Source organism: Saccharothrix sp. 6-C (assembly GCF_016695385.1).
GTDB lineage: Bacteria > Actinomycetota > Actinomycetes > Mycobacteriales > Pseudonocardiaceae > Actinosynnema > Actinosynnema texasense.
In genome coordinates, this window is record NZ_CP064192.1 from 6,502,284 (window position 1) to 6,523,815 (window position 21,532).

Sequence of the window (21,532 nt, forward strand, 5' to 3'; positions counted from 1 at the left end):
CTTACTCGCTTTGGCCATCTGGCTCACCATCGAACGACTCGACCTCGGAATCCACGAGTGACTTAATCAGATCAATCACTCCACTCACCGGGCCACTACACTCCAACCCTTCAATTACGCGACGCTGGGGCGAGGATTCAAAACGTGCTACTTTGAAGGTAACAACTTCATCGATCTCCTGGCCATCAAGTACAGGACGGCCGAGCGCTGCCGCAACCCGGAACTGCACTATGCGATACATATACCTGATCACATCGGTCGTAAAATTGCCAACTACGCCGAGCGTGACAGCGGCAATGACTTCTCCCGCCCCAAACTCGCTAACGTAAGCACGCCGATCACGCGGCCAAGCGAACTCAAGCGATGCACCTTCGGCCCGGATGGTTTTAACCAAGCCTGCATTATCATCGCGATATAGAGCCCTACCTTCCTTTCCGATCTTATCTGGAAGTAGAAGCAGTGTTCCAGGGTCCACTCCAGCAAGAGTCACCGGATCGACCATCTCCATCCGAGGAGACCATGAACTAGTGGACAGCTTCCCAGCGTCGTCCATTACTTGCACCTCTCCACTATGTGATCACATCAGACTTTACCTCACGCCAAGCCTATGGCCATCATGACCGCAGCCCATGTCAACCGATCGTGAAGATTTACAGCCTCATGCATAGATCATGCAACGGATGTCAACCCGGTTAAAGCGACCCCACATCATAACCCGATGGACGCGAGATGTGAAACGTGGAAGGACTTGCCGATAGGCTTCAGTGCCAGTATTCGTATCTCGACAGCGGACACATTGCATGCGGCGCCATGCCAACGTTGCACGGGGAAGTCAACGTCGGCTGCTCATCGTCAATGCCGCTGTCATCTCATCGGCCATCGCGCTCTCTCTGTCACTCATGAACCGCACGTCAACGGACTCCGGTCTAAAACCCGCACCGCCTCGGGCAGGAAGGATCGTCACCACGACACCCATCGCCTCCAGCAACGCCCGCTTCTGGGTCACCTGCAGGTCGCGCCAACGTTCCCTGGCCTTGGGACCGATGATGTCCCCGAGGATGTGCGGTGGGATCCCTTGAACCGCGCGCATGGAGTCCTGCTCGGCCTTCTCCAACTCCGGCCGCAGCGTCGTGGTGATCCTCCGCATCTGCTCGCGGTCGATAACGCCGTCCGCGTAGTCGTCGGCCGCACCGTTCAGGCGAGCGCGGAGTGTCTCTACGCGCTCACGTGCTGCCCGCGCCTTGTCGTCGTCTCGGGTCAACAGATCACGGGCATCTGGCTCTTGCAGCCGGCGCACGACTACGCGCTCGACGAGGTCGTCCACCCAGCTCTGACGCCGACCGACGCACGATGACGGGCTGTCACACACGTACAGCGGGACCTTGCCCAACTCCTTGTGTCGCGGGTTGATCCACTTCTGGGCAACCCGAAGGCGGGTGCCACACCCAGGCTTGCCGCACCGACCGATACCGAAGGTCAGGAGATGCTGCCGCGCACCACCGCGGGTCTGCACTCGGGATGGGTCGTTCAATAGCGCCGTGACCTGGTCGTGTCGGTCACTTTCGATGATCGGCGGCCAGGCGGCCGGGCCGAAGTCCTGGCGCCCGCGGGCTCGCCTCGCGATGTTCGCGAGACGCAGCGCCAGCTTGCGCACTGAGCTGGTGCGCCACGTCTTGCCGCCGCCCTGTGGCGTGGGAACGCCTCTCGCGTTGAGGTCTGAGGTGATCGCATTGAGCGACTCCCGAGCCAACAGGCGGTCCACGATCTCGCGGACTATGGCCGCTTCCTCTGGCTCGATCTCGTCGTACCAGTCGATCACCTCGCCGCTGCTATTGCGGACCTTCACCCTCCGCCAGCCGTAGGCGACCGCACCGTTGGCCTTGCCCTCCTCTGCGCGCTGCCGGGCCGCAGCCTCCACCCGCTCGGCCTTGACCTCGGACTCCATCGTGTCGAACTCGCCCAGCAGTCCGGCCAGCGCGCGGCCGTAGGCGGAGGTCAAGTCGATGTCGGAGCCCTTCACCAGGACCACCGAGACGCCTGCCTTGGACAGCTTCTCGATCGCCTCGGCACGCTCTCGACGGTTGCGCCACAACCTGGACATCTGGAATGCCACGATCCGCGTGATCTTGCCCGCGACTGCCGCTTCGATCAGCCTGTCGTACTCGGGCCGCGGGCCGCCCCTGAGCGCGGATAGGTCGTTGTCGACGAACGTGTCGTAGATCGTCCAGCCACGCTGTCCGCAGAGGGCCACACCATCGGTGACCTGCCGCTTGACGCCCTTCTCCAGCCCCAGCGGGTCCTCGCTGATACGGGCGTAGACCCCCACCGCCTCGTCCATGCGGTAAGGCTAGCGCGTGTTCACCGCTAATGACACTTGCTAGCCTCTGAAGCACCTGGTTACAAGATTGCTACAGGCACTCGTCGCGCTGGTCAGGACATGAAGACCCGACTTTCGACGTACTGCCGGGGCGACAAGTGCTCCACCGCAGCCATGGATACGACTCCACCTCGATGCGAGTAGTCGAACTTATGGGGTGACGTTCGCGCGGTTGGTGATCGCGTCACGCTGAGATCGGTCAACCTTCGGGCGGGGGCCTAACGCGAGTGACCGGCCCAATTGGTTTAATGACGCCATGACGCAGGCCATCACGAACGGTGCCACTATCCGCTTGTTCCTCGTCGACGGCACACCGCAGGGGATACGAGTCGTCAACCGCAGTCAGTGGACCGGCGTGTGCCTCGCTTTCTCGAGGGCTGACTACGCGAGCGCACGCCTCCGCGAAGAGTTCCGGCGAACCGGCGTCTATCTACTGACTGGTCCCGATCCCGATGCCACGGGACCCGACGTTCTCTACATCGGGGAAGGAGACTCGGTTGCCGTACGCCTTGATTCCCACCAACGAAATAAGGATTTCTGGACGAATGCCTACGTACTGACAACCACCGACGATTCGCTCAACAAAGTACATGTCAGATACCTCGAAGCTCGATTCATCAAGATCGCAATGAAAGCAGGTGTCGTTCATCTTGACAACGGAACTGCTCCTGACTTGCCGTGGCTGAGCGAGCCCGAGATAGCCGATATGGAGGCTTACCTCGCGAATATGCTCATAATCCTCCCGATTGTTGGCGTCCACGCGTTCGAAGCACCAATCACAGCAGCCGAAGTTGCAAAGGTCATGACGACCGACGGGATCGAGTCGCGAACGACATACTTCCTCAATGCCAAGTCCACCACCGCAGAAGGCACCGAAGATTCGCGCGGATTTACGGTTTTCGAAGGAGCACTCGGTCGATCTCGACACAATGACCATGTCCTCCAGTTACCGTGCGATACGCGAAAAGCTAATGGAGGAAGGCGTGCTGGTCAAACATGGATCAGACCAGATCCGCCTGACCAGGACATACGTCTTCGACAGTCCATCGAGCGCCGCAAGCGTGCTGTCCGGTGGCAGCAAGAACGGGCGCACTGAATGGAGAGACGCACAAGGACGGTCTCTCCGTGCAAATCAAGAAGCCATGACCGTCGCTCCGGCGACCGAAGCTCTCAACAGCAGTTCCGAGGAACAGAATGAGAAGTATATCGGATACCACTCAGAGTAAGATCTTCGAAATTCACTCTTCCTGACAGGTCTAACATAGCGCCACCCCCATCCTCCTCTAATCAACGATACAACGAGCCACAAATTACTGGCCTACGGAGCACTTGTGGTTGACAGCCCACCGCCGGACATGAATGTCAGATTCCATGCTGAGGCATTTCCGCCGAATACGGTTCTAAACTCCGGTCAATTATCATTTAACGCGGATGACCTAGCTCACGCACTATTCGTGACCGGCCGAGCTCCTGGCGATAGGGCGAAATATGGAGTGGTGTCGGCGTACGAGTGGCTACACCGCTCGTCCCTGATTCCGGCATATGTGAGGCGTACCTACCGAGGCGCGAGACTGACTCGCTCAAACCTGGCCCTGGAACTGGACAGGTCAGAAAAGACGGCCTTGTCGTATGCGCTAGGACAGGCAATGACTGCAATATTCTGCGAGTGGGAGCTCGCGACAGCCTACCTGATGCACATAGACCGGTACTCCAATCATTTCGGAATAAGCTTCGGTGCAACTCAACAACGCGCCGACCTTTTTGGCCTGGCACCAAAGGGCTGGGTGGTGGCCGAGGCGAAAGGTAGATCCAGTGGAGTAGGTTCCGATCTCCGAGACAAGATGGTTGCACAAAAGCGTTCAGTGAGCGATATCAACGGCTCGCGACCGTGGGTAGCCCTTGGCTGTGTTGCCTACTTCCCTCCGCAGTCCGGATACATGCAATTGAGCGCGTTCGATCCCGACGAGGACGACATCGAAACAATCTCTCTCCAGGTATCGATGGATCGACTCATGCTTGCACACTATTTACCATTCGTTCGGGCCATTGAGATTGGGGACGCCGAGGAAGACTCGTCCATGGACATGGCGTCATTCGGCCCCCTCGGCTTGCGAGTCGGCCTTCCATCTCGCCTCAGAGAACGTATCCGTAGTGCGGAACTTGGAGAAATACAAGGACTTTATGAAGATGTGCTAGAAATACTCGACCGATCGTCGGAAGACACTCCACGAAGGCCCGCAGACGGCACTACAGTAACCACAAACTGGGACGAAGCGATGAGCTTCGACGACTGGAAAGATTTCTTCGAAATGGGTTGATGACAGCTGCGTCTGATCACCCAAAGATTCAGCGCAAAAAGTTGGAATACAGTGGGCCTGTAACACACGGAAAATTCGGGCTGTCGCCAAACCATTGTCATGCCAGCTCTTCGATCATGAACCGCACGTGAGCCCAACGACCAGCCAAAGTCCTCCTGCGCGATGACAGAATGAGCGTTTTCATCGTGACAGTCCATGTCACGGCAGAAGCTGAACGGCTGGAGGCAGTATGGGCGAGGCTCCTGGTAAGACACCAGTCGACCAGATCCGATACCCCCGACCGGGAGCCTCGCCGTGCTGTCTAACCTGACGCGATTCCGCTGCCCAACCGGACCCTCGTCCCGCTCGGCCATCTGATCCGTGGGCACCGCTCCCGACGTCGGTCCCGATGGCAGCGTCTGGAGCCTGGGCCGCCAGGCGCTACTCGTACTCGCCCCACCTGCGCAACGGCGACGCCTACACCCGCCTCGCCAGCGGGTTCGGCATCTCCTCCAGCACGGTATGGAGGCGCGTCCGTGAAGCGGTGGACCTGTTGGGCGCCTTGGCCGTCGACGTCCACGCCGCAGGCGGGCGGGCCGCCCGCCTGGCCTACGCGATCCTCGGCGGCAGCTTGGTCCCCATCGACCCGATCGCAGACCGAAGGCCCTACTACTCCGGGAAACACCGACGCCACGGAGTCAATGGCCAAGTCTTGGCCGACCCCGCCGGGCGGCTGGTGTCGGCGTCGCCAGCACTGCCCGGTGCCGTCCATGAGCGGGCTGCAGCCCGCACCCACCACCTAATTGAGGTGTTGGCCGACAGCGACGTTACCACCTTCGCCGACAAGTCCTACCAGGGTGCCTGATGAACGGTCCGCATTCCGTTCAAACGTCACCGCGGGCGGCCACGACTTTCCTGCGGGCAGAAGACGGTCAACCGGGCCCACGCCCTCAGCGAACGCGCGGTGTCCACCCTTCAGGAGCTGGAAGGTTCTGGCCAAGCTGCGCTGCTGCCCTCGCCAGCCACCGCGATCATCGCGGCCGTCCTGGTGTTGCACCACTTCGAGGCCAGCCACCACTGACGATGGCTCGCGGTCGCAGAGCCAATCTAGACCACACAGGACATGTTCACCGCTAGTGTGATTTACTCTTCCCGGGGGGAGTCGGCAAGACCACGTCGCCCGACACCTTCGGTTCGCTGATCGACGACGTGTCGTCGCGGATCTTCGACGAACTGCCGGACGACACCTGGGTGTACCCGGGTCATGGGGATGACACCACTCTGGGGCGTGAGCGACCTCACCTGTCCGAGTGGCGCACGCGCGGCTGGTGACGTACGGAGTGTGGTCCGTCGACGAGTGTCGGACGGACCACACCCGGAACGGCTGATCGTGGACAGTGCTGTCGAAGGCATCTGCCGTATCGCACCTGCTGCCGCCTTCACGAGCAGAAGTGCGCATGCCTGTAACAAGCAGCACCCTTGCGGACGATGGCAGTACACATCTGTTTCGAGCGAGGAGTGCGATGGCAGACGAGCTGCGCCCGGATATCCAGGCGGCGAAAGACAAGATGCAGGCGAGAATCGGCGCAGGTCGTGAAATCAAGCGCCTCTTGGAGTACCTGTGGGAGGGTGAGCAGGTCGAGCTGATGGCCGCCGGGGCGTATGGACCGGGCCAGGGTTTGGTCGTCCTGACCGACCGCCGGTTGTTGTTCGTCAAGGATGGCATCGGCAGGCAGGTGACCGAGGACTTCCCCATCGAGAAGATCTCCTCGATCCAGTGGTCGTCCGGCATGGCACTGGGCAACCTCATCGTCTTCGCCTCGGGCAACAAGGCGGAGATCAAGAACATGAACAAGAAGGACGGCAAGCAGATCGCCGACACCGTCCGCAACCGGCTGTCCTCGTCGCCGGCACCCGTCGCCACCCGGTCCAAGCCCGCCGTCGCCGAGCCGGACGTGTTCGACCAGTTGCGCAAGCTCGGCGAACTACGCGACGCGGGAATCGTGACGACGGACGAGTTCGAAGCGAAGAAGCGAGAACTCCTCGCACGGTTGTAGGGGACACGCGCACAACCGCTCTGCTTCACACATCACGGCGCATAAGACTCACCCCTTTCGCGGAGGCGGCACCACCGGCGCCTTTCCTCGCCGACCCGCCGTCATGCGCATCAGCCGTGACGGAAGGGAGCCTCCATCGGCCGACCGGTGTCACCCGTCCGGCAGGCTTTCACGGAACCAATCCGTCTTCCATGATCGAAGGTTCGGGACGAACACCGAGCACTCGGCCCCCGGACGGGAGACGCATCATGCCCTTCAGACCACTGGTCGTCGTGAAGAGCAAGATGGGCGAACTCGAAGCGCTCCGTCAGGTCCCCCCTCGCGACGACGGACGCATGACGATCGTGGTCGAGTTGTCGGATTCGGTCACGGCCGAAGGCGGTCGACTTCTGCCCGCGCTCATCAGGGCCGCGGAGCACATGGCCGAACTGAGGCAGCCTCTGTGGATCGACGCGCACCTGCTGAGCGGTGCGAGCCCGCTGTCACGACAGCCCGGTGGCCCCTTGGAGTTCCTCGACAACCGGATCGAGGCAGCGCTGCACGGCAGGCTGGGCTTGCCGGCTCCCGGCGTGCCCGCGCTGGTGCCGGTCGTGCCGGCTTCCGCCTCCGACGAGCAATTGGCGGTGATCCCCCCTCCTGCAGGAGCATCGGCAACGTGACGTCGCGGTGAGGATCAGGAACCTCGACATCCGGCCGAGCGACCTCGCGGACCGCCTGCGGCGCATCGCCGGCCGGACCCGGGTCGAGGCAGGGCACCTCCACGCCGTGATCGACCTGGGCTTCGTCGGAGCAGTGCGAGCCGCGACGGTGGCGCAGGCGTCCGGTCTGGCCGAGGTCCTCGTCGACCTCCTCGGGCCGATGTCGACGACACTGCTCTCCGGGTCGATCCCGGCGGTGCGGACCGGGTTCGCCACCACGACGCGTGATCGACCCGAAGTACCGATGTGGCGCGCGGTCAACGACACGACACCGGGGGATCGGTCCACTACGGCGATTACGGCGTCGTCCACCCGGCGCCGACGACAACCGGTGCTCCCGGTCCCAGGACGATCAACCCCTTCCTCTACTACACGGTTCCAGGACGGGTCATCACTCTGCGCAGGCAACTGCCCCGAGAGGACGGGAAACCGATCGAGGGGGCAGCCGGCAAGGCCTTCGCCCAACTGGTGGCAGAACTCACCGCACGACCGGAGTTCGCCGGACCCGATTACTCGTGGGGCGACACGCAGCTGATCAGGTGTCGGCGCGACGCCGGGACGGGCGCAGGCGCCATCGCCCGCTGGGTCGCCATCGGTACGTCGCACCACCTCGAACACCTGTCACGACGGACTATGGCGGAGCCGTGACACGCCCGGCCCGGTCCGGCCTGCGGGTGGTGCGGGTCGGTTCGATGCCTGTGGGGATGAATGGGGATGGTGTGGGCGTGCGGTTCGGTGGGCGCGCGCTCAGTGCTTCGGTCGGCGGGCGAAGACGTCATCAGGGAGGAAGCACCCGTAGTCCTGCAGCGGGTGGGGTTCGTCCAGCACCAGTTCGCTCATCCACCCGGCGGGTGACAGGCCGTCCGGGCGGTCCGTGACGCGGACGCCCGGCAGCGGGGGGCGGTCGGGTGGTTCGTGGTCGGCGGCCAGGTCGCCGTAACGGTCGATGAGCGCGTACGCGGCGTCGGTGACGTCGGCGATCGCCTCGGCGACCTCGGCCTCGGTGAGGTCCGGGTGCAGGTCGTGGTGTGCCGCGCGGGCGGCGGCCAGGAAGCGGTCCGGGTCGACGATCACCACGTCACGGCGGGTGCGCAGGCTGATCGTCATCCCGGCGACGGGGGTCGTCGGCTCGTCCTCGGGGGTCGTGGGCTCGTCCACCTGGCGAATCGTAGGAGAGGGACGTGCCCCGGCGTCACCGCCGACCGGTCAGCACCGTCACGTGGACGTGTTCGGTGAACGGCGCGTGCGGTTCCAGCGCGGCGCGCACCAGGTCGGTGAACGCCTGCCGGTCCGCGGGCAGCCGGTCGACGGGCAGCGCGGAGAGCACACCGCCCACAATGGACTCCAGGTCCAGCTCGGCGGTGTAGTCGACGCCGCGCACGTCGACCCGGAACCCGGCCGCGACCAGGCTGTCCCGGTACCGGGCCTGGCTCTCCTCGTCGGTGCCGCACGCGTTCCCGGCGGGTGTGCCCAGCCACTGCTCCAGGCACCCGCGCAACGCCCGCGACCAGTCTTCGTCCTGCAACCACAACGGGGCGCCGTTGGTCAGCACCGCCACCCCGCCGCCCGGCCTCACCAGCGGGTGCAGCGCCCGGAACAGCTCGTCGTGCCGCATCCAGTGCAGCGCCTGGCCGATCGTGACCACGCCGACCGACCCGTCGCCGAGCACGGCGCGCCACGCGGGCACGTCGGCGTCCGTCCCGACCACCCACGCCAGGTTCGCCGCGCCCCGCTCCTCCCCCGCGCGGCGGCCGTGCGCCAGCATGTCCGGCTCCGGGTCGACACCGATCACGGCCCGGACCCGCTCCGCGAGGGGCACGGTCACCTGGCCGGTGCCGCACCCGAGGTCCACCGCGACGTCGTCCGGTGTCAGCCCGAACGCCTCGACCACGGCGTCGAGCACCGCCGGCGGGTACCCGCGCCGGTAGCGGTGGTAGAAGTCGGCCACGTCACCCCGGAAACCCTGTGCCATGCCCGACAGCGTGCCCACGGCCGTCGTGCGGGCGGAAGCGATTGCGCTCACGGCGCAACGACCGCCACGGGCGGTTCGAGCCGGTCGGTATGTTCCCCCGCATGGAGCAGGTGGTGGAGATCTACACCGACGGCGCGTGCAGCGGCAACCCCGGACCGGGCGGGTGGGGCGCGGTGCTGCGGTACGGGACGCACGAGCGCGACCTGTTCGGCGGGGAGTCGACGGCCACCACCAACAACCGGATGGAGCTGATGGCGCCGATCCGCGCCTTGGAGACGCTCAAGCGGCCGTCGGTGGTGCGGATCTACACCGACAGCACCTACGTCCGCAACGGTGTGCTGTCCTGGATGGCGAAGTGGAAGGCCAACGGCTGGCTGACCTCGGCCAGGCAGCCGGTCAAGAACGTCGACCTGTGGCAACGCCTCGACGCCGCCGCCGCGCCCCACGACGTCGAGTGGCACTGGGTGAAGGGGCACGCCGGGCACCCGGAGAACGAACGCGCGGACCGGCTGGCGGTCCGCGGCGTCCGGGCGGCGGTGGAGTCAGATCTGCGGGCAGACGTCGTACATGACGCGGAACAGGCGTGAGGACTCCGGCGTCTGCTCCGGCGGCAGGTCGAAGTAGCCCTTGGCGGCTTCCACGCACCGGGTGAGCAGGTCGTGCTCGCCGGACAGGGTCGACTCCCGGGACCGGTTGGACTCCAGCGTCGCGTCGACCTCCTCCTGCTTCCCGGTCACGTCGGCGAGGCTGCGCTCCTGGTCGGACCTGGTGGCCGCGAGGGCGTCGCGGTCGGCGCGCTCGCCCAGGTAGAGGACGGTGAACAGGCCCGTCGCGACGGCGAGCACGGCGGCCAGCGCGGTCAGCACGACGATCGGCTTCCGGCTCGGGCGCGCGGGTGGCGGAGGCGTCGGCCCGTGGTGCAGCGGCACGCCGTTCGGCGGTGTCGGCGCGGGTGACGACGGCACGCCGGCCGGCGGTGTCGGCGCGGGCGGGGTCGACGCGAATGGCGTCGGCACGGGCGTCGAAGGAGGTGTCGGCGAGGGCGTCGCCGAAGGGGTCGGCGTGAACGCCCGGTCGGGTTCTGGCGTGGTCATGTCGGCTCCCCGGCTCAGCAGTTGTCGGAGGCGCGGCCGACGGCGGGCCCGAGGGCCGCGTCGTCGTCGTCCCGCGCCGCGATGATCGAGTCCTTGGCCGGGTCGGCGCACTTGTGCAGCTCGGCGTTCTGCGCCTCCAACGTGGAGATCCGGCCGATGACGGCGTCGTTGGCCGACTCGGTGTCCGCCAACCGCCCCTCGGCCTCGGTGAGCGACCGGTTCGCCTGGTCCAGGCGCTGGACCTCCAGGGCGTGCTCGTCCTTCGCGCCGACGAACAGCACGATCGCCAGCACGGACGCGCCGACCAGGACGACGACGAGCAGGCCGAGCAGCACGACGGCGGCGCGTGCCCGGGGCCGCGGCGGTGGTGGCGGTGACGGGATCGACAGCGCGTGGTCGGTCATGTGGCCCCCTTCTTCCGTGAGATGACACGAAAGTAGGGAGCCGGACGACCACCGGCCAAGGCTCGGGCGGGCGGAAACTTCCGCTACCTGCCGGGGACCGGGCCGAACCCCTCCCCGGACCGGGCCGGTCCGGGGACGGGGGCGGGGACGGGCGGCGGGGAGTCGGCGCCGGATCCGGGGGCGGTCGTCGTCGTGCGCGGCGGCTCAGGCCCGCCGGGGCCCGGCTCCACCACCACCGCCAGACGACGCCGCCGGAACCGACACGGTGCACCGCACCCCGGCCGGGGTCAACACCGCGCCGCGCCTAACCCCGCAGCACGGTCGCCAGCCGCCGCATCCCCTCCACGGTCTCCTCGACCGTGTTGGTGGTGAACGACAGCCGCAGGGTCGACCGGTCCGGGGTCGTCGCGTAGAACGGCGCGCCCGGCACGAACGCCACGTCCCGCGCCAACGCCGCCGTGATCAGCGAGGACGTGTCCACCTCGCCCGGCAGGGCCACCCACACGAACATCCCGCCGTCCGGGTCGCTCCACCGCGTGCCGGCGGGCGTGGTCGACGGCAGCGCGCCGATCATCGCGTCCCGCCGCCCCCGGTAGGCCGCGCACAGCCCGCGGATGTGCTCGTCCAGGTCGTTCGCCTTCAGGTACGCCGCCGCAGCGGCCTGGTCGATGGCGGACGTGTGCAGGTCCGCCGCCTGCTTCACGATCACCAGCGTGCGCATGATCGACGCGGGCGCGCGCAGCCAGCCCAGCCGCATGCCCGGCGCGCCGACCTTGGAGAAGCTGCCCAGGTACAGCACGCGGTCGCTCATCGACGCCAGCGACGGGGCCGGCTCGCCGCGGTAGCGCAGCTCGCCGTACGGGTCGTCCTCGACGACCCACAGGCCGTGCCGGTCGGCCAGCGCGGCGACCTCGGCCCTCCGCCCGGCGCTCAACGTCCGGCCGGTCGGGTTGGCGAACGTCGGCACCAGGTACAGCAGCTCCGGCCGTTCCCGCTCGATCACGTCGGCCAGCGCGGCCGGGACCATGCCGTGCTCGTCACTCGCGACGGGCACGATCCGCGCGTCGGCGAGCTGGAAGCACTGCAGCGCGGCCAGGTAGGTCGGCTCCTCCACCGCGACGACCGCGCCCGGTTCCAGCAGCGCGGTCACGACCAGCGTCAACGCCTGTTGCGAGCCGGAGGTGACGAGCAGGTCCTCGACCGCGGTGGGCAGGCCGCGGGTGCCCAGCCGGTCGGCGATCAGGCCGCGCAGGTCCGGGTCGCCCTCGGTGGGCGCGTACTGGAGGGTCCGGCGGGACAGCGCCTGGTCGAAGGCCGTGCGCAGGCCTTCGACGTCGAACAGCTCGGGCGCGGGCAGGCCGCCGGCGAACGAGATGACCTCGGGACGGGAGGTGAGGGCGAGCAGGTCGCGGACAGGCGAGCCGGCGAACGTGCGCGGCATGGGAGGGCTCCTCGAAAGGGTCGAGCGGAAGGGTTCACGCGGTTGTGCCACGCATGAGGGAGGCCGCACTGGGGTCGAGGCGCCGGTTCCCATCCTAACCGCCCGGTTGACAGGTTATAATGCCGTGCGAGCTATATTCCTGTCATGGCATCTACCTTCGCGGTGCTCGCCGACCCGCAGCGACGCCGCATCCTCGACGTGCTGCGCGACGGCGAGCGGCCGGTCAACGACCTGGTCGACGGCCTGTCGGTGAGCCAGCCGACGGTGTCCAAGCACCTGAAGGTGCTGCGCGAGGCCGGGCTGGTCGAGGTCAGGCGGGACGCCCAGCGGCGGCTCTACCGGCTGCGGCCGGGACCGCTGGCCGAGGTCGACGCCTGGCTCGCGCCGTACCGGCGGATGTGGGAGGACAGCCTGGACGCGCTGGCACGCCGACTGGACGGGATGGACTCGTGAGCACCGAACTGCGACGGATCGACGGCAAGCCCGTGCTGAGGTTCGAACGGGTGCTCGCCCACCCGCCGGCCCTGGTGTGGCGGGCGGTCACCGAGCCGGCCGAGCTGGCGCACTGGTTCCCGGCGGCGGTGGCGATCGACGGGCGGGAGATGACGTTCTCCTTCCCCGACCAGGTCACCACCGGCGAGGTGCTGGAGTCCGACCCGCCGAAGGTGTTCGCCTTCCGCTGGCACACCGACGTGCTGCGGTTCGAGCTGCTGCCGCACGAGCGCGGCTGCCTGCTGGTGTTCACGCACGTCCTCGGCGACGAGCACGGCGCGGGGCGCAACGCCGCCGGTTGGGACACCTGCCTCGCCGGTCTGCGGGCGCGGCTCGCCGACCGCCCGTTCGAGCCGCCGACGGACCTGCGCGGGCCGATGGAGCACTACGTCCGCGAGTTCGGGCTGGACCAGGGCCGGCTGGACGACGGCGTGGTGCGGTTCGTCCGCGACCTCGTCTGGCGTCCGCTGGACGAGGTGTGGGCGCTGCTCACCGAGGGCGAGGACGGCGTGCCCGCCCGCGCGACCAACCCGCACGTGCCGGCCGGCCCGCTGGTCGAGCGGACGCCGCCGCGCGTGCTGGTGTTCGACTCGCCGACCGGCCGGGTGCGCTGGGAGTTCCGGCACGACCCCGACCGGGGCACGACGGTCGAGCTGACGCACGCGCTCGCGGACCCGGCGTTCGCGCCGACGGCGCTCGCGGCCTGGCACGTGCGCCTGGAGCTGTTCTTCGCCGCCACGTTCGGCGACGTCCGCCCGTGGCCGGCGGACCGGGTCGCCGCGCTGCTCGGCCGCTACCGCAGCAGCTGAGCGTCCACCCGGGCCAGGTGGTCGCGGCCGTACGGCCCGTTCTCCAGCCCGTCCACCAGCACCGGGGGCAGGTCGGCGCGGATCTCGGCGGACCGCGACGCGGCGGCCAGCGCGACCGTCGCGACCGTGTCCACGTCACCGGTGAAGGCGACGCACGCCCGCAGCACCGAGCTCAGCGAGCCGCCCTCGGCCAACGCGGTCACCGCGGCGCGCACGCTCATCACGCCCTTCGACCCGACCTCGCCCCGCCACGGCCGCGCCCACGCGTCGGAGCCGAGCTGCCCGGCGATCCACGAGCCGACCTCCGCCACCGGCCCCAGCCCGTGGTGGCAGTAGTGCACCGCCAACGCCGCCGCCCGCGCCGACGCGACACCGCCCGGCGTGTCGTGGGTGACCTTGGCCTGCACGTCGGTGTGGTGCAGCACGTCGGCCACGGTCGGCAGCAGCCCGGCGGGGGCGGCGCGCATCGCCGCGCCGCTCTTGTCGCTGTCGGGCCGGATGCGGGCCAGGAACTCCGCGCCGGTGCGCACGCCCTCCAGGAAAGCCTGGAAACCCCGCGCATAACCCTCGCGCGGGTCGCGGTGGAACGCGGTCACGAACGCCGACGCCACCGACTCGGGTGTCCACGGCGCGCCGGAGACCCGCAGTTCCGCCAACGCCAGCGTCATCTGCGTGTCGTCCGTGTACGAGCCGGGGCGGATACCGGTGCGCCTGGGGTGCCGGACGTACCCGGCGAGGGTGTTGTGGCTGGTCACGAGCGTGGGGTCGGCGTACTCGAAGCCCGCGCCGTAGGCGTCCCCGATGGCCAGTTCGACGAGCATGTCGTCCACCGTATAGCGCGCGTTTATGACTGATTCGATATATCCCTTTTCACCCGGTCGGGTGGTACGAATCTCGTGACCCAAGACATCCCTGTGCGCGAGCGATCGCGTGTCTTCGGAATCGAGGAACACCTTGCGAATCACCAGGTTGATCCCTGCGCTCGCAGCCGCGTTGCTCTCCCTGCTGTCCCTCGCCCCGTCGGCGTCGGCCGCGCCGGCGACGGCGGGGGGCGGCGTGACGCCGTACATCATCGGCGGCGGCTACGCGAGCAACGCCCCGTGGGCGGCCCGGCTGTTCTCCAACGGCAGGCAGACGTGCAGCGCGACCATCATCGCGCCCACGTGGATCCTGACCGCGAAGCACTGCGTCAGCGGCGGCGGGCTGTCGTTCCGCATCGGCAGCCTCGACCAGACGTCCGGCGGCACGGTGGCCAACGGCGTGCAGACCCACACCCACTCGTCGGACCTCGCGCTGGTCCGGCTCGACCGCTCCGTGTCCGCGACCTACGCCCGGCTCGGCCAGCCGGGTTCGGTCACCGTGGGCCAGACCGTGCAGGTCTACGGCTGGGGCGCGACGTCCCAGTGCGGGTCGGAGATCAACTGCCAGTCGCAGTACCTGAAGGTCGCCAACGTGATCGTCACCAGCGGCTGCACCGACGCCTACGGCGGCAACGCGATCTGCGCCCGGCGCGGTGACGGCATCACCGCCGGCGGCGACTCGGGCGGCCCGATGATGGCGGGCGGCGCGCAGGTCGGCGTCGCGTCCACCAGCGACCGGCAGACCACCACCGCCTACACCAACGTGACGCGCTACCGGTCCTGGATCCAGTCCATCGCCGGCGTCTGACGGTTCGCGGGAGTGGGGCGTGCCGGGACGTCACAGCACGCCCCACTCCCGCGACCGGGCCATCAGGTGGCCGTGCACCAGCGCCACCGACGGGTTCGCCAGCCCGCCGACCCGGGTGGCCAGGTACAACGTGTTCAACGGCGGCACGGCCGCCTGGTGCGCCGCCTCCACCGACCCCGCCGCGAGCGCCGGGTCGGCCAGGTACCGCGGCAGCGCCGACACCCCGGCGCCCGCGACCACCGCCGCCAGCACCGCCCGCAGATCCGGCACGACCACCGCGACCGGGTTGGGCGGGCGGCGGCCGAACTCGCTGCGCCAGTACCGCCGCACGATCGGCAGCTCCTCCGCGTACGCGACCAGCGGCAGGTGCGCCAACGCCCGCACCGGGTCGGCCGCCAGCAGCGCGCGGTCGATCGTGCGGACCAACGTCGGCGCGCCCACCAGCACGAACTCCTCGTCCACGAACGGCGTCGCGACCACCGCGCGGTCCACCGGCCGCACCGCGGACACCACCAGGTCCAGCCTGGCGTTGACCAGCGCCGCGAGCAGGTCGTCGGCCAGGCCGAGGGTGACCCGCAGCCGCAGCCCGCGCGTGGTCAGCGGCGCCAGCGCGGGCAGCACCCGGGCCGCCATCACCTCCACCGCGCCCGCCACGTGCACGACGCCCGCGTACGCCTCCCGGTCGTCCACCTCGGACAGCGCCGACCGCAGCTCGTCCACGTGCGCGCCGACCCGGCGGGCCAGCGCGTCGGCCCGCGCGGTCGGCGTGACGCCGCGGCTGGAGCGCGTGAACAGCGGCTCGCCCAGCTCCCGCTCCAGCCGGGCCAGGTGCCCGCTCACCGCGGGCTGGGTGAGGCCGCGCCGCTGGGCGGCGGCGGTCAGCGAGCCGGACCGGTAGATCTCCACGAACGTGGACAGCAGGTCGAGGTCGGCCACCGCGCAACTCCAGAGCTATAAGAACGCTTATGACCAGACGACCGGTAACGGATGAAACGTGATGAGGTGGTCGTTGTCGCGAGCAGTGCCGGACTTCACGGGAGGAATGAACGATGAGCAGGGTTCTGGTGGTCGTCTCGGCGGCCGACGAGTTGGTGCTGGCCGACGGGTCGAGCCACCCCACCGGCTTCTGGGCGGAGGAGGTGGTCGAGTCGGTGCGCGTGCTGCGGGACGCGGGCGTGCGGGTGGACATCGCCACGCCGGGCGGGGTGCGGCCGACGGTGGACCCGGTCAGCCTGACCGACGGGTTCGGCGAGTTCCTGGCGTCGATCGACGACGAGCTGGCGGCGCCGCTGCGGCTGGCGGACGTCGACGTGGCCGACTACGACGGCGTGCTGCTGCCCGGCGGGCACGGCCCGATGGCGGACCTGGCGTTCGACGCGGACCTCGGCCGGCTGCTGGTGGCGTTCGACGACGCGGGCAAGGTCGTCGGCGCGCTGTGCCACGGACCGGCCGGGCTGCTGGCGGCGGTGCGCGAGGACGGCTCGTTCGCGTTCGCCGGGCGGCGGCTGGCGGTGTTCACCGACGAGGAGGAGCGCCAGGGCGGCCTGGCCGTGCCGTACTCCCTGGAGACGCGGTTGCGCGAGCTGGGCGCGGCGCCGCAACCGGGTGCGGCGTGGTCCAGCACGGTCGTCGTGGACGGCAACCTGGTCACCGGCCAGAACCCTCAGTCCAGTGCGGACACCGCGCGCCGGGTGCTGGCGGCGTTGTCGTAGGCCGATCGCGCGGCCTCGATCTCGTCCTCGTGCCGCAGCACCCACTGTCCCAAGGGGACGACGAGGTCCAGCATGGAACGGCCGAGCGCGGTCGCCGCGTACGTCACGCCGGCGGCCTTGCCCGGTCGCTCCTCCCGGCTGACGAGGCCGTCGCGCTCCAGGGCGCGCAGGGTGCGGGTGAGGATGCGGCGGCTCAGCCCGTGCACCGCGCGGTCCAGCTCGTTGAAGCCGTAGGACCGTTCGGCGAGCAGGGCCAGCACCAGCAGGCTCCACTTGTCGCCGACCCTGCTCAGCAGGTCGGACACCGGGCAGGCGGCGCGGTCGGCGGTCGTGACCGGCACCGGGACCAGGGACATGGATGTGCCTTCTTTCGGGTCGTCGCGCCGCGTTGCAAGCTCCAGGTTATGGCGAACGCGGTGATCACGGGCGGCACGAACGGCATCGGCCGGAGCTTGGCGGCACGACTGGCGCGCGAGGGGCACCGCGTCGCGGTGGTGGGCCGGTCGGCCGCCGCGCCGGAGGGGGTCGAGCTGGTCCGGGGCGACCTGAGCACGATCGCCGGCACCGCCGCGGTGGCCGAGGAGGTGGCGTCGCGGTTCGACGTGGTCGACCACCTCGTGCTGGGCGCGGGCCGGTACACCCGCCGCCGCGAGGTCACCGCCGACGGCTTGGAGCACTCGTTCGCGCTCTACGCGGTGAGCCGGTTCGCCTTGGTGGAACGGCTGCTGCCGGTCCTGGAGCGGTCGGCCGCGCCGGTGGTGGTGAGCCTGTGCGGCGTGGCCGGGCTGAAGGGGCCGGGCATCCAGTGGGACGACCTCGCGCTGAGCCGCGGGTTCCGGGCGTTCCGGGCGGTCAGCCAGGGCGCGCGGGCGGCGGACCTGCTCGGGGCCGGTTTCGCCGACCGGCACCCGGGCAGCGCGGTCCGGTACGTGCTGCACAACCCGATGTTCGTGGACAGCGGGCTGGGCGCGCAGGTCGGGGGGCTGCGCGGCCGGGCGCTGGACGTGGTGGCCGGGTGGTTCGCCCGGTCGACGGCCGACGCGGCGGACCAGGTCCACCGGTTCCTGGCCGACCCGCCCGCCGTGCCGTTCACCGCGTCCCGCGCGGGCACGCCGATCGACCCCGGCAGGCCGGAGTTCGACCCGGCCACCGCCGCCCGGCTCTACACCGTGCTGGAGGGCGTCACCGCTTCGGCGCGGTGACGCGGCGCGCGCACGACGGCGGCCGGCACCCGGGCCCCGCCCTGGGGATCACCGCAGGACGCGGAACCGCAGGTGCACCACGTCGTCCGCCTCGGTCGTCCCGACGCGCTCCAGCTCGGTGGGCCGGAGCCCGTCCAGCAGCCGCGAGCCCCCGCCGAGCAGCACGGGCACCAGCTGGAGCCGGATCTCGTCGACCAGCCCGGCGCGCAGCACGTGCCCCGCCGACTCCGCGGCGGCCATGACCAGCACGTCCCGCTCCCCCGCCGCGGCACGGGCCTGCTCGACCGCGCTCCGCGGACCGTCGGTGACGAACGTGAACGCCGCCGACTTCATCGCCAACGGCGGGCGCGGCTCGTGGGTCAGCACGAAGCTCGGCACCGGGAACGGCGTGTCACCCCAGTGCGGCAGCCCCAGGTCGAACGTCCGCCTGCCCAGCACGACCGCGCCGACCGTCGCCGCGAACGGCGCGTCGCCGTCCGAGCCCTCGGCGAACATCCACTCGTGCAGCCGTTCGCCGCCTTCGCCCATCGGGTGCTCCTCGCCCACGTTGGGCCCGGCGCTGTAGCCGTCGAGCGACACGGAACCGTTCAACACCACTTTCGTCACGGTGGTCCTCCGGCGAACTCGGCCCGCACCCCCAGCAGGCGCACGGCGCGTGTGCCGTCGAATCCTGCCAGTGCCGCCACGGCCGCGTCCTCGATCCGGTCGACCTCCATCGTCGGCTCCGCCAACGACACACCCCGCGTGCGGGTGGAGAACGGCACGAACCGCACCTTCACCACCACGCGCGTCGCGGGCCGCCCTTCCGCCCGCACGTCCTCGACCACCCGCCGCGCGAGCAGCCGGACCTCCTGCCGGATCTCCTCCGGGTCGGTCAGGTCCCGCTGGAACGTCGTCTCCCGGCTGCGGGACTTGGCGACCCACGGCGTCGCGGTCACGTCGGTGTCGCCCGCGCCCAGCGCCAACCGCCGCAGGTGCGGCCCCGTCGCCGGGCCGAACCGCGCCGCCAGCGCCGCCGGCTCGGCCCGCGCCAGCCCGGCCACCGTGCCGATGCCCAGCTCCGCGAGCTTGGCCGCGGTCCGCGACCCGATGCCCCACAACGCGGTCACCGGCCGCCCGGCCATCACCTCCACCCAGTTGTCCCTGGTCAGCCGGTACACGCCGGCGGGCTTGGCGAACCCGGTGGCGAGCTTGGCGCGCAGCTTGTTGTCGCCGATGCCGACCGAGCACTCCAGCCCCGTCGCCGCCTTGACCGCACGGCGCGCCGCGTCGGCCAACGCCTCCGGGTCGTCGGTGCGCGCGCCCAGGAACGCCTCGTCCCAGCCGAGCACCTCGACCACCGCGGGCAGCTCCCGCAGCACGTCCATCACGTGCGCGGACACCTCTTCGTAGGCGGGCGGGTCGGACGGCAGGAACACCGCGTCCGGGCAGCGCTTCTTCGCCAGCCGCAACGGCATGCCCGAGTGGACGCCGAACTCCCTCGCCTCGTAGGACGCGGTCGCCACCACGGCGCGCAGCGTCGGGTCGCCCGCGCCGCCGACGACCACGGGCCTGCCGCGCAACTCGGGCCGCCGCGCCACCTCGACCGCCGCGATGAACTGGTCGAGGTCGACGTGCAGGACCCAGTCCGATCCGGGCACCACGCCAGTATCGCCGCGGGAGGCGGTGATCGTGCGACCGGAAGAACCGGCCCACCTGCGCCGGGCCCGGACTCTCGGCGTCACGGAGGTGCGCGTGGAGGTCGGCTGCACAAGGGCTCGCTGGGCGCGGTCACCTCCCGGGTGGACGACTGCGGCGCCACGGTTCTCCGGGCCGCTCAGGAGTCGAGCCGCGCCGTTTCGCGGCAGCGTGGTTCGTGACACGATTTCGTGACACGATCAAGACGTGCCGACCAGCCCACGCGACCGCGACGACCAGGGCCGAGCCCGCAACGCGCGCCCCCGCGACGGACTCGGCCGCCCGCTGCCCTACGGGCTGCCCGGCGTCGAGCGCCAGCCCGAAGGCGTGCCGCGCACGCCCGAGGAGTCGCTCGTCGAAGCCCAACGCCTGCTCGACCTCGGCCGGCCCTTCCACGCGCACGAGGTGCTGGAGGACGCGTGGAAGGCCGCGCCCGAGCCCGAGCGGGAGCTGTGGCGCGGCCTGGCGCAGCTGGCCGTGGGCGCGACCCACGCCGCGCGCGGCAACGCGTCCGGCGCTTCGGCGCTGCTCAGCCGGGGCGCGCGCAACATCGCGCCGTACCGCGACGACCCGCCGCACGGGGTCGACGTGGCGGGCCTGGTGGCCTGGGCGGAGTCGGGCGTGGGCGTGCCGCGGCTGACCGGCGGTCCGTGACTCATCGGGAAGCGGACCGGGACGCGGTCGGCGACCTCTGCGTGCGCACGGCGGACGGGGGCGGCGACTCCCGGCGGACGCGTGGTCGGCTACGTCGCCGGCGCCGCGGACACGCCGTCGTTCGTGTCGCGCTTCGAGTCGGAGTGGGCGCCGGACCGGGACCCGCCGGTCGACGAACCGGCCACCCCGACGACTACCCGGCGCACCTGCACGTCGACCTGCTGCCGGCGCACCGGCGCTCCGGGCACGGCCGGGCGTTGACGACGGCGGCCCGCGCGTTCTACGACCGGCTCGGCTTCCACCGGATCGACGTGCCGGGCACGGGCCCGTTGCCCTACTCGGGCCTCGAAGTTGGGCCGAACGCGCGCTTGGCGGATTCCCCCCTGGGGTAACTCGTGATCACCCACCTCACCTTGGAGGTTTCCCGTGTTCGCGATCATCGCCGCGGTCATCTTCGGCCTCGCCCTCCTGCTCGACCTGGCGAACGCCTCGCTCGGCTCCGTGCTGGACGGCGGGACGCTGCTCATGGCCGGCCTGCTGTGCGTGGCTCTGCACCTGGCCGGCGTCGGCGCCGGCGCGCGGGCGTTGAGCTTCCGCCGCCGTCGCTGAGGATCACGGCCCCCGCCGGGTGCGGGGGCCGTCCCGGGTGGACGATCGGCGCGGCGCGCGACGGACCGGCGGCGCCGGGTTCAGCCGCGGGCCGGTGGCACCGAGAGCAGGCACGCCACGCAGGGCATGCCCTCGGGTTCGGGCAGCAGCTCCGCCGCGTGCATGTCGAGCCGCTCACCGCACAGCGTCAGCAGCGTCGACCGCGTGCCGTCGTCGGGCAGCGGCGCCAGGTGGCAGCTCCGCTCCCACTCGCCGACGAGATCGCCGCGCTTGCGCACGAGCAGGACGGGCTCGGTGTGGTCCAGTGCCATGGCGGAACGTCCTCTCCCCAGAGACCAGCAGTCTGGCACCGCTCCCAGGACCGCGCGA

28 protein-coding genes and 2 pseudogenes are annotated in these 21,532 nt (G+C 69.6%); 17 read left to right on the plus strand and 13 right to left on the minus strand.

What is annotated here, in order from left to right; translation table 11 throughout:
• Position 1 precedes the first annotated feature (1 nt).
• On the minus strand, positions 2 to 508 hold the full coding sequence (locus tag IOD16_RS27295) for a hypothetical protein (RefSeq protein WP_201436657.1): 507 nt from the start codon (positions 506 to 508) through the stop codon (positions 2 to 4).
• 324 nt (positions 509 to 832) lie between these two features.
• The gene (locus IOD16_RS27300) at positions 833 to 2,338 is read right to left on the minus strand and encodes a recombinase family protein (RefSeq protein WP_201436658.1); all 1,506 of its coding nucleotides are present in this window, start codon (positions 2,336 to 2,338) and stop codon (positions 833 to 835) included.
• A gap of 295 nt (positions 2,339 to 2,633) precedes the next feature.
• Between IOD16_RS27300 and IOD16_RS40660 the strand changes: the two genes are divergently transcribed.
• From IOD16_RS40660 to IOD16_RS41570, 8 genes and pseudogenes are all read left to right on the plus strand, one after another.
• A complete protein-coding gene (locus IOD16_RS40660) occupies positions 2,634 to 3,473 on the plus strand; it encodes a GIY-YIG nuclease family protein (RefSeq protein WP_236594417.1) in 840 nt (279 codons plus the stop codon).
• Positions 3,361 to 3,603, plus strand: coding sequence for a DUF4357 domain-containing protein (locus tag IOD16_RS41565; protein WP_442978133.1), 243 nt, complete (start codon positions 3,361 to 3,363; stop codon positions 3,601 to 3,603). Before IOD16_RS40660 ends, IOD16_RS41565 begins: the two co-directional genes overlap by 113 nt.
• Positions 3,604 to 4,023: 420 nt before the next feature.
• The gene (locus tag IOD16_RS27315; RefSeq protein ID WP_201436661.1) at positions 4,024 to 4,695 is read left to right on the plus strand and encodes a hypothetical protein; all 672 of its coding nucleotides are present in this window, start codon (positions 4,024 to 4,026) and stop codon (positions 4,693 to 4,695) included.
• 314 nt (positions 4,696 to 5,009) lie between these two features.
• Positions 5,010 to 5,755 (plus strand): annotated as a pseudogene (locus tag IOD16_RS27320) (transposase family protein).
• 59 nt (positions 5,756 to 5,814) lie between these two features.
• Positions 5,815 to 6,006 (plus strand): annotated as a pseudogene (locus tag IOD16_RS40665) (MBL fold metallo-hydrolase); the annotation flags it as partial.
• Positions 6,007 to 6,197: 191 nt separating this feature from the next.
• Positions 6,198 to 6,731 carry a PH domain-containing protein gene (locus IOD16_RS27325; protein WP_201436662.1) on the plus strand — a complete coding sequence of 178 codons (534 nt, stop codon included), beginning with the start codon at positions 6,198 to 6,200 and terminating at the stop codon, positions 6,729 to 6,731.
• Positions 6,732 to 7,003: 272 nt separating this feature from the next.
• Positions 7,004 to 7,390: a hypothetical protein gene (locus tag IOD16_RS27330; RefSeq protein WP_201436663.1), complete on the plus strand. Its 387-nt coding sequence runs from the start codon at positions 7,004 to 7,006 to the stop codon at positions 7,388 to 7,390.
• Positions 7,391 to 7,675: 285 nt separating this feature from the next.
• Positions 7,676 to 8,077, plus strand: coding sequence for a beta family protein (locus IOD16_RS41570; protein WP_201436664.1), 402 nt, complete (start codon positions 7,676 to 7,678; stop codon positions 8,075 to 8,077).
• A 99-nt stretch (positions 8,078 to 8,176) separates the two neighbouring features.
• Here the strand turns inward: IOD16_RS41570 and IOD16_RS27345 are convergent, their stop codons facing one another.
• Positions 8,177 to 8,587: a hypothetical protein gene (locus tag IOD16_RS27345; RefSeq protein ID WP_201436665.1), complete on the minus strand. Its 411-nt coding sequence runs from the start codon at positions 8,585 to 8,587 to the stop codon at positions 8,177 to 8,179.
• 34 nt (positions 8,588 to 8,621) lie between these two features.
• Complete coding sequence (locus IOD16_RS27350; RefSeq protein WP_236594418.1) at positions 8,622 to 9,452, minus strand: class I SAM-dependent methyltransferase; 831 nt, start codon at positions 9,450 to 9,452, stop codon at positions 8,622 to 8,624.
• A 50-nt stretch (positions 9,453 to 9,502) separates the two neighbouring features.
• On the opposite strand from IOD16_RS27350, the gene rnhA reads away from it, so the two are divergent.
• The gene (gene rnhA, locus IOD16_RS27355) at positions 9,503 to 9,988 is read left to right on the plus strand and encodes a ribonuclease HI (RefSeq protein WP_123748444.1); all 486 of its coding nucleotides are present in this window, start codon (positions 9,503 to 9,505) and stop codon (positions 9,986 to 9,988) included.
• Here rnhA and IOD16_RS27360 read toward each other — a convergent pair.
• The 3 genes from IOD16_RS27360 to IOD16_RS27370 form a co-directional block, all read right to left on the minus strand.
• Positions 9,944 to 10,495 carry a hypothetical protein gene (locus tag IOD16_RS27360; protein WP_201436666.1) on the minus strand — a complete coding sequence of 184 codons (552 nt, stop codon included), beginning with the start codon at positions 10,493 to 10,495 and terminating at the stop codon, positions 9,944 to 9,946. The genes rnhA and IOD16_RS27360 overlap by 45 nt on opposite strands.
• Positions 10,496 to 10,509: 14 nt before the next feature.
• Complete coding sequence (locus tag IOD16_RS27365) at positions 10,510 to 10,899, minus strand: hypothetical protein (protein WP_201436667.1); 390 nt, start codon at positions 10,897 to 10,899, stop codon at positions 10,510 to 10,512.
• A 304-nt stretch (positions 10,900 to 11,203) separates the two neighbouring features.
• Positions 11,204 to 12,340, minus strand: coding sequence for an aminotransferase-like domain-containing protein (locus IOD16_RS27370; RefSeq protein WP_201436668.1), 1,137 nt, complete (start codon positions 12,338 to 12,340; stop codon positions 11,204 to 11,206).
• Positions 12,341 to 12,484: 144 nt separating this feature from the next.
• Here IOD16_RS27370 and IOD16_RS27375 point away from each other — a divergent pair, with 144 nt between their 5' ends.
• On the plus strand, positions 12,485 to 12,793 hold the full coding sequence (locus IOD16_RS27375) for an ArsR/SmtB family transcription factor (RefSeq protein ID WP_123746306.1): 309 nt from the start codon (positions 12,485 to 12,487) through the stop codon (positions 12,791 to 12,793).
• The gene (locus IOD16_RS27380) at positions 12,790 to 13,641 is read left to right on the plus strand and encodes an SRPBCC family protein (RefSeq protein ID WP_201436669.1); all 852 of its coding nucleotides are present in this window, start codon (positions 12,790 to 12,792) and stop codon (positions 13,639 to 13,641) included. The genes IOD16_RS27375 and IOD16_RS27380 overlap by 4 nt, the downstream gene beginning before the upstream one ends.
• Here the strand turns inward: IOD16_RS27380 and IOD16_RS27385 are convergent.
• Positions 13,626 to 14,462 carry an ADP-ribosylglycohydrolase family protein gene (locus IOD16_RS27385; protein ID WP_201436670.1) on the minus strand — a complete coding sequence of 279 codons (837 nt, stop codon included), beginning with the start codon at positions 14,460 to 14,462 and terminating at the stop codon, positions 13,626 to 13,628. The genes IOD16_RS27380 and IOD16_RS27385 overlap by 16 nt on opposite strands.
• Positions 14,463 to 14,595: 133 nt before the next feature.
• On the opposite strand from IOD16_RS27385, the gene IOD16_RS27390 reads away from it, so the two are divergent.
• Positions 14,596 to 15,309 carry a S1 family peptidase gene (locus tag IOD16_RS27390; RefSeq protein WP_123746304.1) on the plus strand — a complete coding sequence of 238 codons (714 nt, stop codon included), beginning with the start codon at positions 14,596 to 14,598 and terminating at the stop codon, positions 15,307 to 15,309.
• Positions 15,310 to 15,339: 30 nt separating this feature from the next.
• Here IOD16_RS27390 and IOD16_RS27395 read toward each other — a convergent pair whose 3' ends face one another.
• The gene (locus IOD16_RS27395) at positions 15,340 to 16,245 is read right to left on the minus strand and encodes a LysR family transcriptional regulator (RefSeq protein ID WP_201436671.1); all 906 of its coding nucleotides are present in this window, start codon (positions 16,243 to 16,245) and stop codon (positions 15,340 to 15,342) included.
• Positions 16,246 to 16,358: 113 nt separating this feature from the next.
• On the opposite strand from IOD16_RS27395, the gene IOD16_RS27400 reads away from it, so the two are divergent.
• Positions 16,359 to 17,021: a type 1 glutamine amidotransferase domain-containing protein gene (locus IOD16_RS27400; protein WP_201436672.1), complete on the plus strand. Its 663-nt coding sequence runs from the start codon at positions 16,359 to 16,361 to the stop codon at positions 17,019 to 17,021.
• Here the strand turns inward: IOD16_RS27400 and IOD16_RS27405 are convergent.
• Positions 16,973 to 17,377 (minus strand): winged helix-turn-helix transcriptional regulator, encoded by a 405-nt coding sequence (locus IOD16_RS27405; protein WP_201436673.1) that lies wholly within the window; start codon positions 17,375 to 17,377, stop codon positions 16,973 to 16,975. The genes IOD16_RS27400 and IOD16_RS27405 overlap by 49 nt on opposite strands.
• A 48-nt stretch (positions 17,378 to 17,425) precedes the next feature.
• Here IOD16_RS27405 and IOD16_RS27410 point away from each other — a divergent pair, with 48 nt between their 5' ends.
• Entirely contained in the window at positions 17,426 to 18,223 is a 798-nt protein-coding gene (locus tag IOD16_RS27410; RefSeq protein ID WP_201436674.1) for an SDR family NAD(P)-dependent oxidoreductase, read from the plus strand.
• 48 nt (positions 18,224 to 18,271) lie between these two features.
• Here the strand turns inward: IOD16_RS27410 and IOD16_RS27415 are convergent, their stop codons facing one another.
• Positions 18,272 to 18,829 carry a dihydrofolate reductase family protein gene (locus IOD16_RS27415; RefSeq protein ID WP_201436675.1) on the minus strand — a complete coding sequence of 186 codons (558 nt, stop codon included), beginning with the start codon at positions 18,827 to 18,829 and terminating at the stop codon, positions 18,272 to 18,274.
• Positions 18,826 to 19,863: a DNA polymerase IV gene (locus IOD16_RS27420; RefSeq protein ID WP_201436676.1), complete on the minus strand. Its 1,038-nt coding sequence runs from the start codon at positions 19,861 to 19,863 to the stop codon at positions 18,826 to 18,828. Before IOD16_RS27420 ends, IOD16_RS27415 begins: the two co-directional genes overlap by 4 nt.
• A gap of 244 nt (positions 19,864 to 20,107) precedes the next feature.
• Here IOD16_RS27420 and IOD16_RS27425 point away from each other — a divergent pair, with 244 nt between their 5' ends.
• The 3 genes from IOD16_RS27425 (at position 20,108) to IOD16_RS27435 (ending at position 21,163) form a co-directional block, all read left to right on the plus strand.
• Positions 20,108 to 20,554 carry a DUF309 domain-containing protein gene (locus IOD16_RS27425; RefSeq protein WP_201436677.1) on the plus strand — a complete coding sequence of 149 codons (447 nt, stop codon included), beginning with the start codon at positions 20,108 to 20,110 and terminating at the stop codon, positions 20,552 to 20,554.
• Positions 20,555 to 20,697: 143 nt separating this feature from the next.
• Positions 20,698 to 20,946 (plus strand): hypothetical protein, encoded by a 249-nt coding sequence (locus IOD16_RS27430; RefSeq protein ID WP_201436678.1) that lies wholly within the window; start codon positions 20,698 to 20,700, stop codon positions 20,944 to 20,946.
• A 34-nt stretch (positions 20,947 to 20,980) separates the two neighbouring features.
• Positions 20,981 to 21,163, plus strand: coding sequence for a hypothetical protein (locus IOD16_RS27435; protein WP_201436679.1), 183 nt, complete (start codon positions 20,981 to 20,983; stop codon positions 21,161 to 21,163).
• A gap of 80 nt (positions 21,164 to 21,243) precedes the next feature.
• On the opposite strand, the gene IOD16_RS27440 is transcribed toward IOD16_RS27435, so the two are convergent.
• Positions 21,244 to 21,474, minus strand: a complete 231-nt coding sequence (locus IOD16_RS27440) for a hypothetical protein (protein WP_201436680.1) — start codon at positions 21,472 to 21,474, stop codon at positions 21,244 to 21,246.
• Positions 21,475 to 21,532: the final 58 nt, after the last annotated feature.

Coding starts and splice junctions, on each gene's coding strand:
- IOD16_RS27295 (WP_201436657.1), bottom strand. CDS start 508: ATGGAGATGGTCGATCCGGTGACTCTTGCTGGAGTGGACCCTGGAACA.
- IOD16_RS27300 (WP_201436658.1), bottom strand. CDS start 2,338: ATGGACGAGGCGGTGGGGGTCTACGCCCGTATCAGCGAGGACCCGCTG.
- IOD16_RS40660 (WP_236594417.1), top strand. CDS start 2,634: ATGACGCAGGCCATCACGAACGGTGCCACTATCCGCTTGTTCCTCGTC.
- IOD16_RS27315 (WP_201436661.1), top strand. CDS start 4,024: ATGACTGCAATATTCTGCGAGTGGGAGCTCGCGACAGCCTACCTGATG.
- IOD16_RS27325 (WP_201436662.1), top strand. CDS start 6,198: ATGGCAGACGAGCTGCGCCCGGATATCCAGGCGGCGAAAGACAAGATG.
- rnhA (WP_123748444.1), top strand. CDS start 9,503: ATGGAGCAGGTGGTGGAGATCTACACCGACGGCGCGTGCAGCGGCAAC.
- IOD16_RS27360 (WP_201436666.1), bottom strand. CDS start 10,495: ATGACCACGCCAGAACCCGACCGGGCGTTCACGCCGACCCCTTCGGCG.
- IOD16_RS27365 (WP_201436667.1), bottom strand. CDS start 10,899: ATGACCGACCACGCGCTGTCGATCCCGTCACCGCCACCACCGCCGCGG.
- IOD16_RS27370 (WP_201436668.1), bottom strand. CDS start 12,340: ATGCCGCGCACGTTCGCCGGCTCGCCTGTCCGCGACCTGCTCGCCCTC.
- IOD16_RS27375 (WP_123746306.1), top strand. CDS start 12,485: ATGGCATCTACCTTCGCGGTGCTCGCCGACCCGCAGCGACGCCGCATC.
- IOD16_RS27385 (WP_201436670.1), bottom strand. CDS start 14,462: ATGCTCGTCGAACTGGCCATCGGGGACGCCTACGGCGCGGGCTTCGAG.
- IOD16_RS27400 (WP_201436672.1), top strand. CDS start 16,359: ATGAGCAGGGTTCTGGTGGTCGTCTCGGCGGCCGACGAGTTGGTGCTG.
- IOD16_RS27405 (WP_201436673.1), bottom strand. CDS start 17,377: ATGTCCCTGGTCCCGGTGCCGGTCACGACCGCCGACCGCGCCGCCTGC.
- IOD16_RS27410 (WP_201436674.1), top strand. CDS start 17,426: ATGGCGAACGCGGTGATCACGGGCGGCACGAACGGCATCGGCCGGAGC.
- IOD16_RS27440 (WP_201436680.1), bottom strand. CDS start 21,474: ATGGCACTGGACCACACCGAGCCCGTCCTGCTCGTGCGCAAGCGCGGC.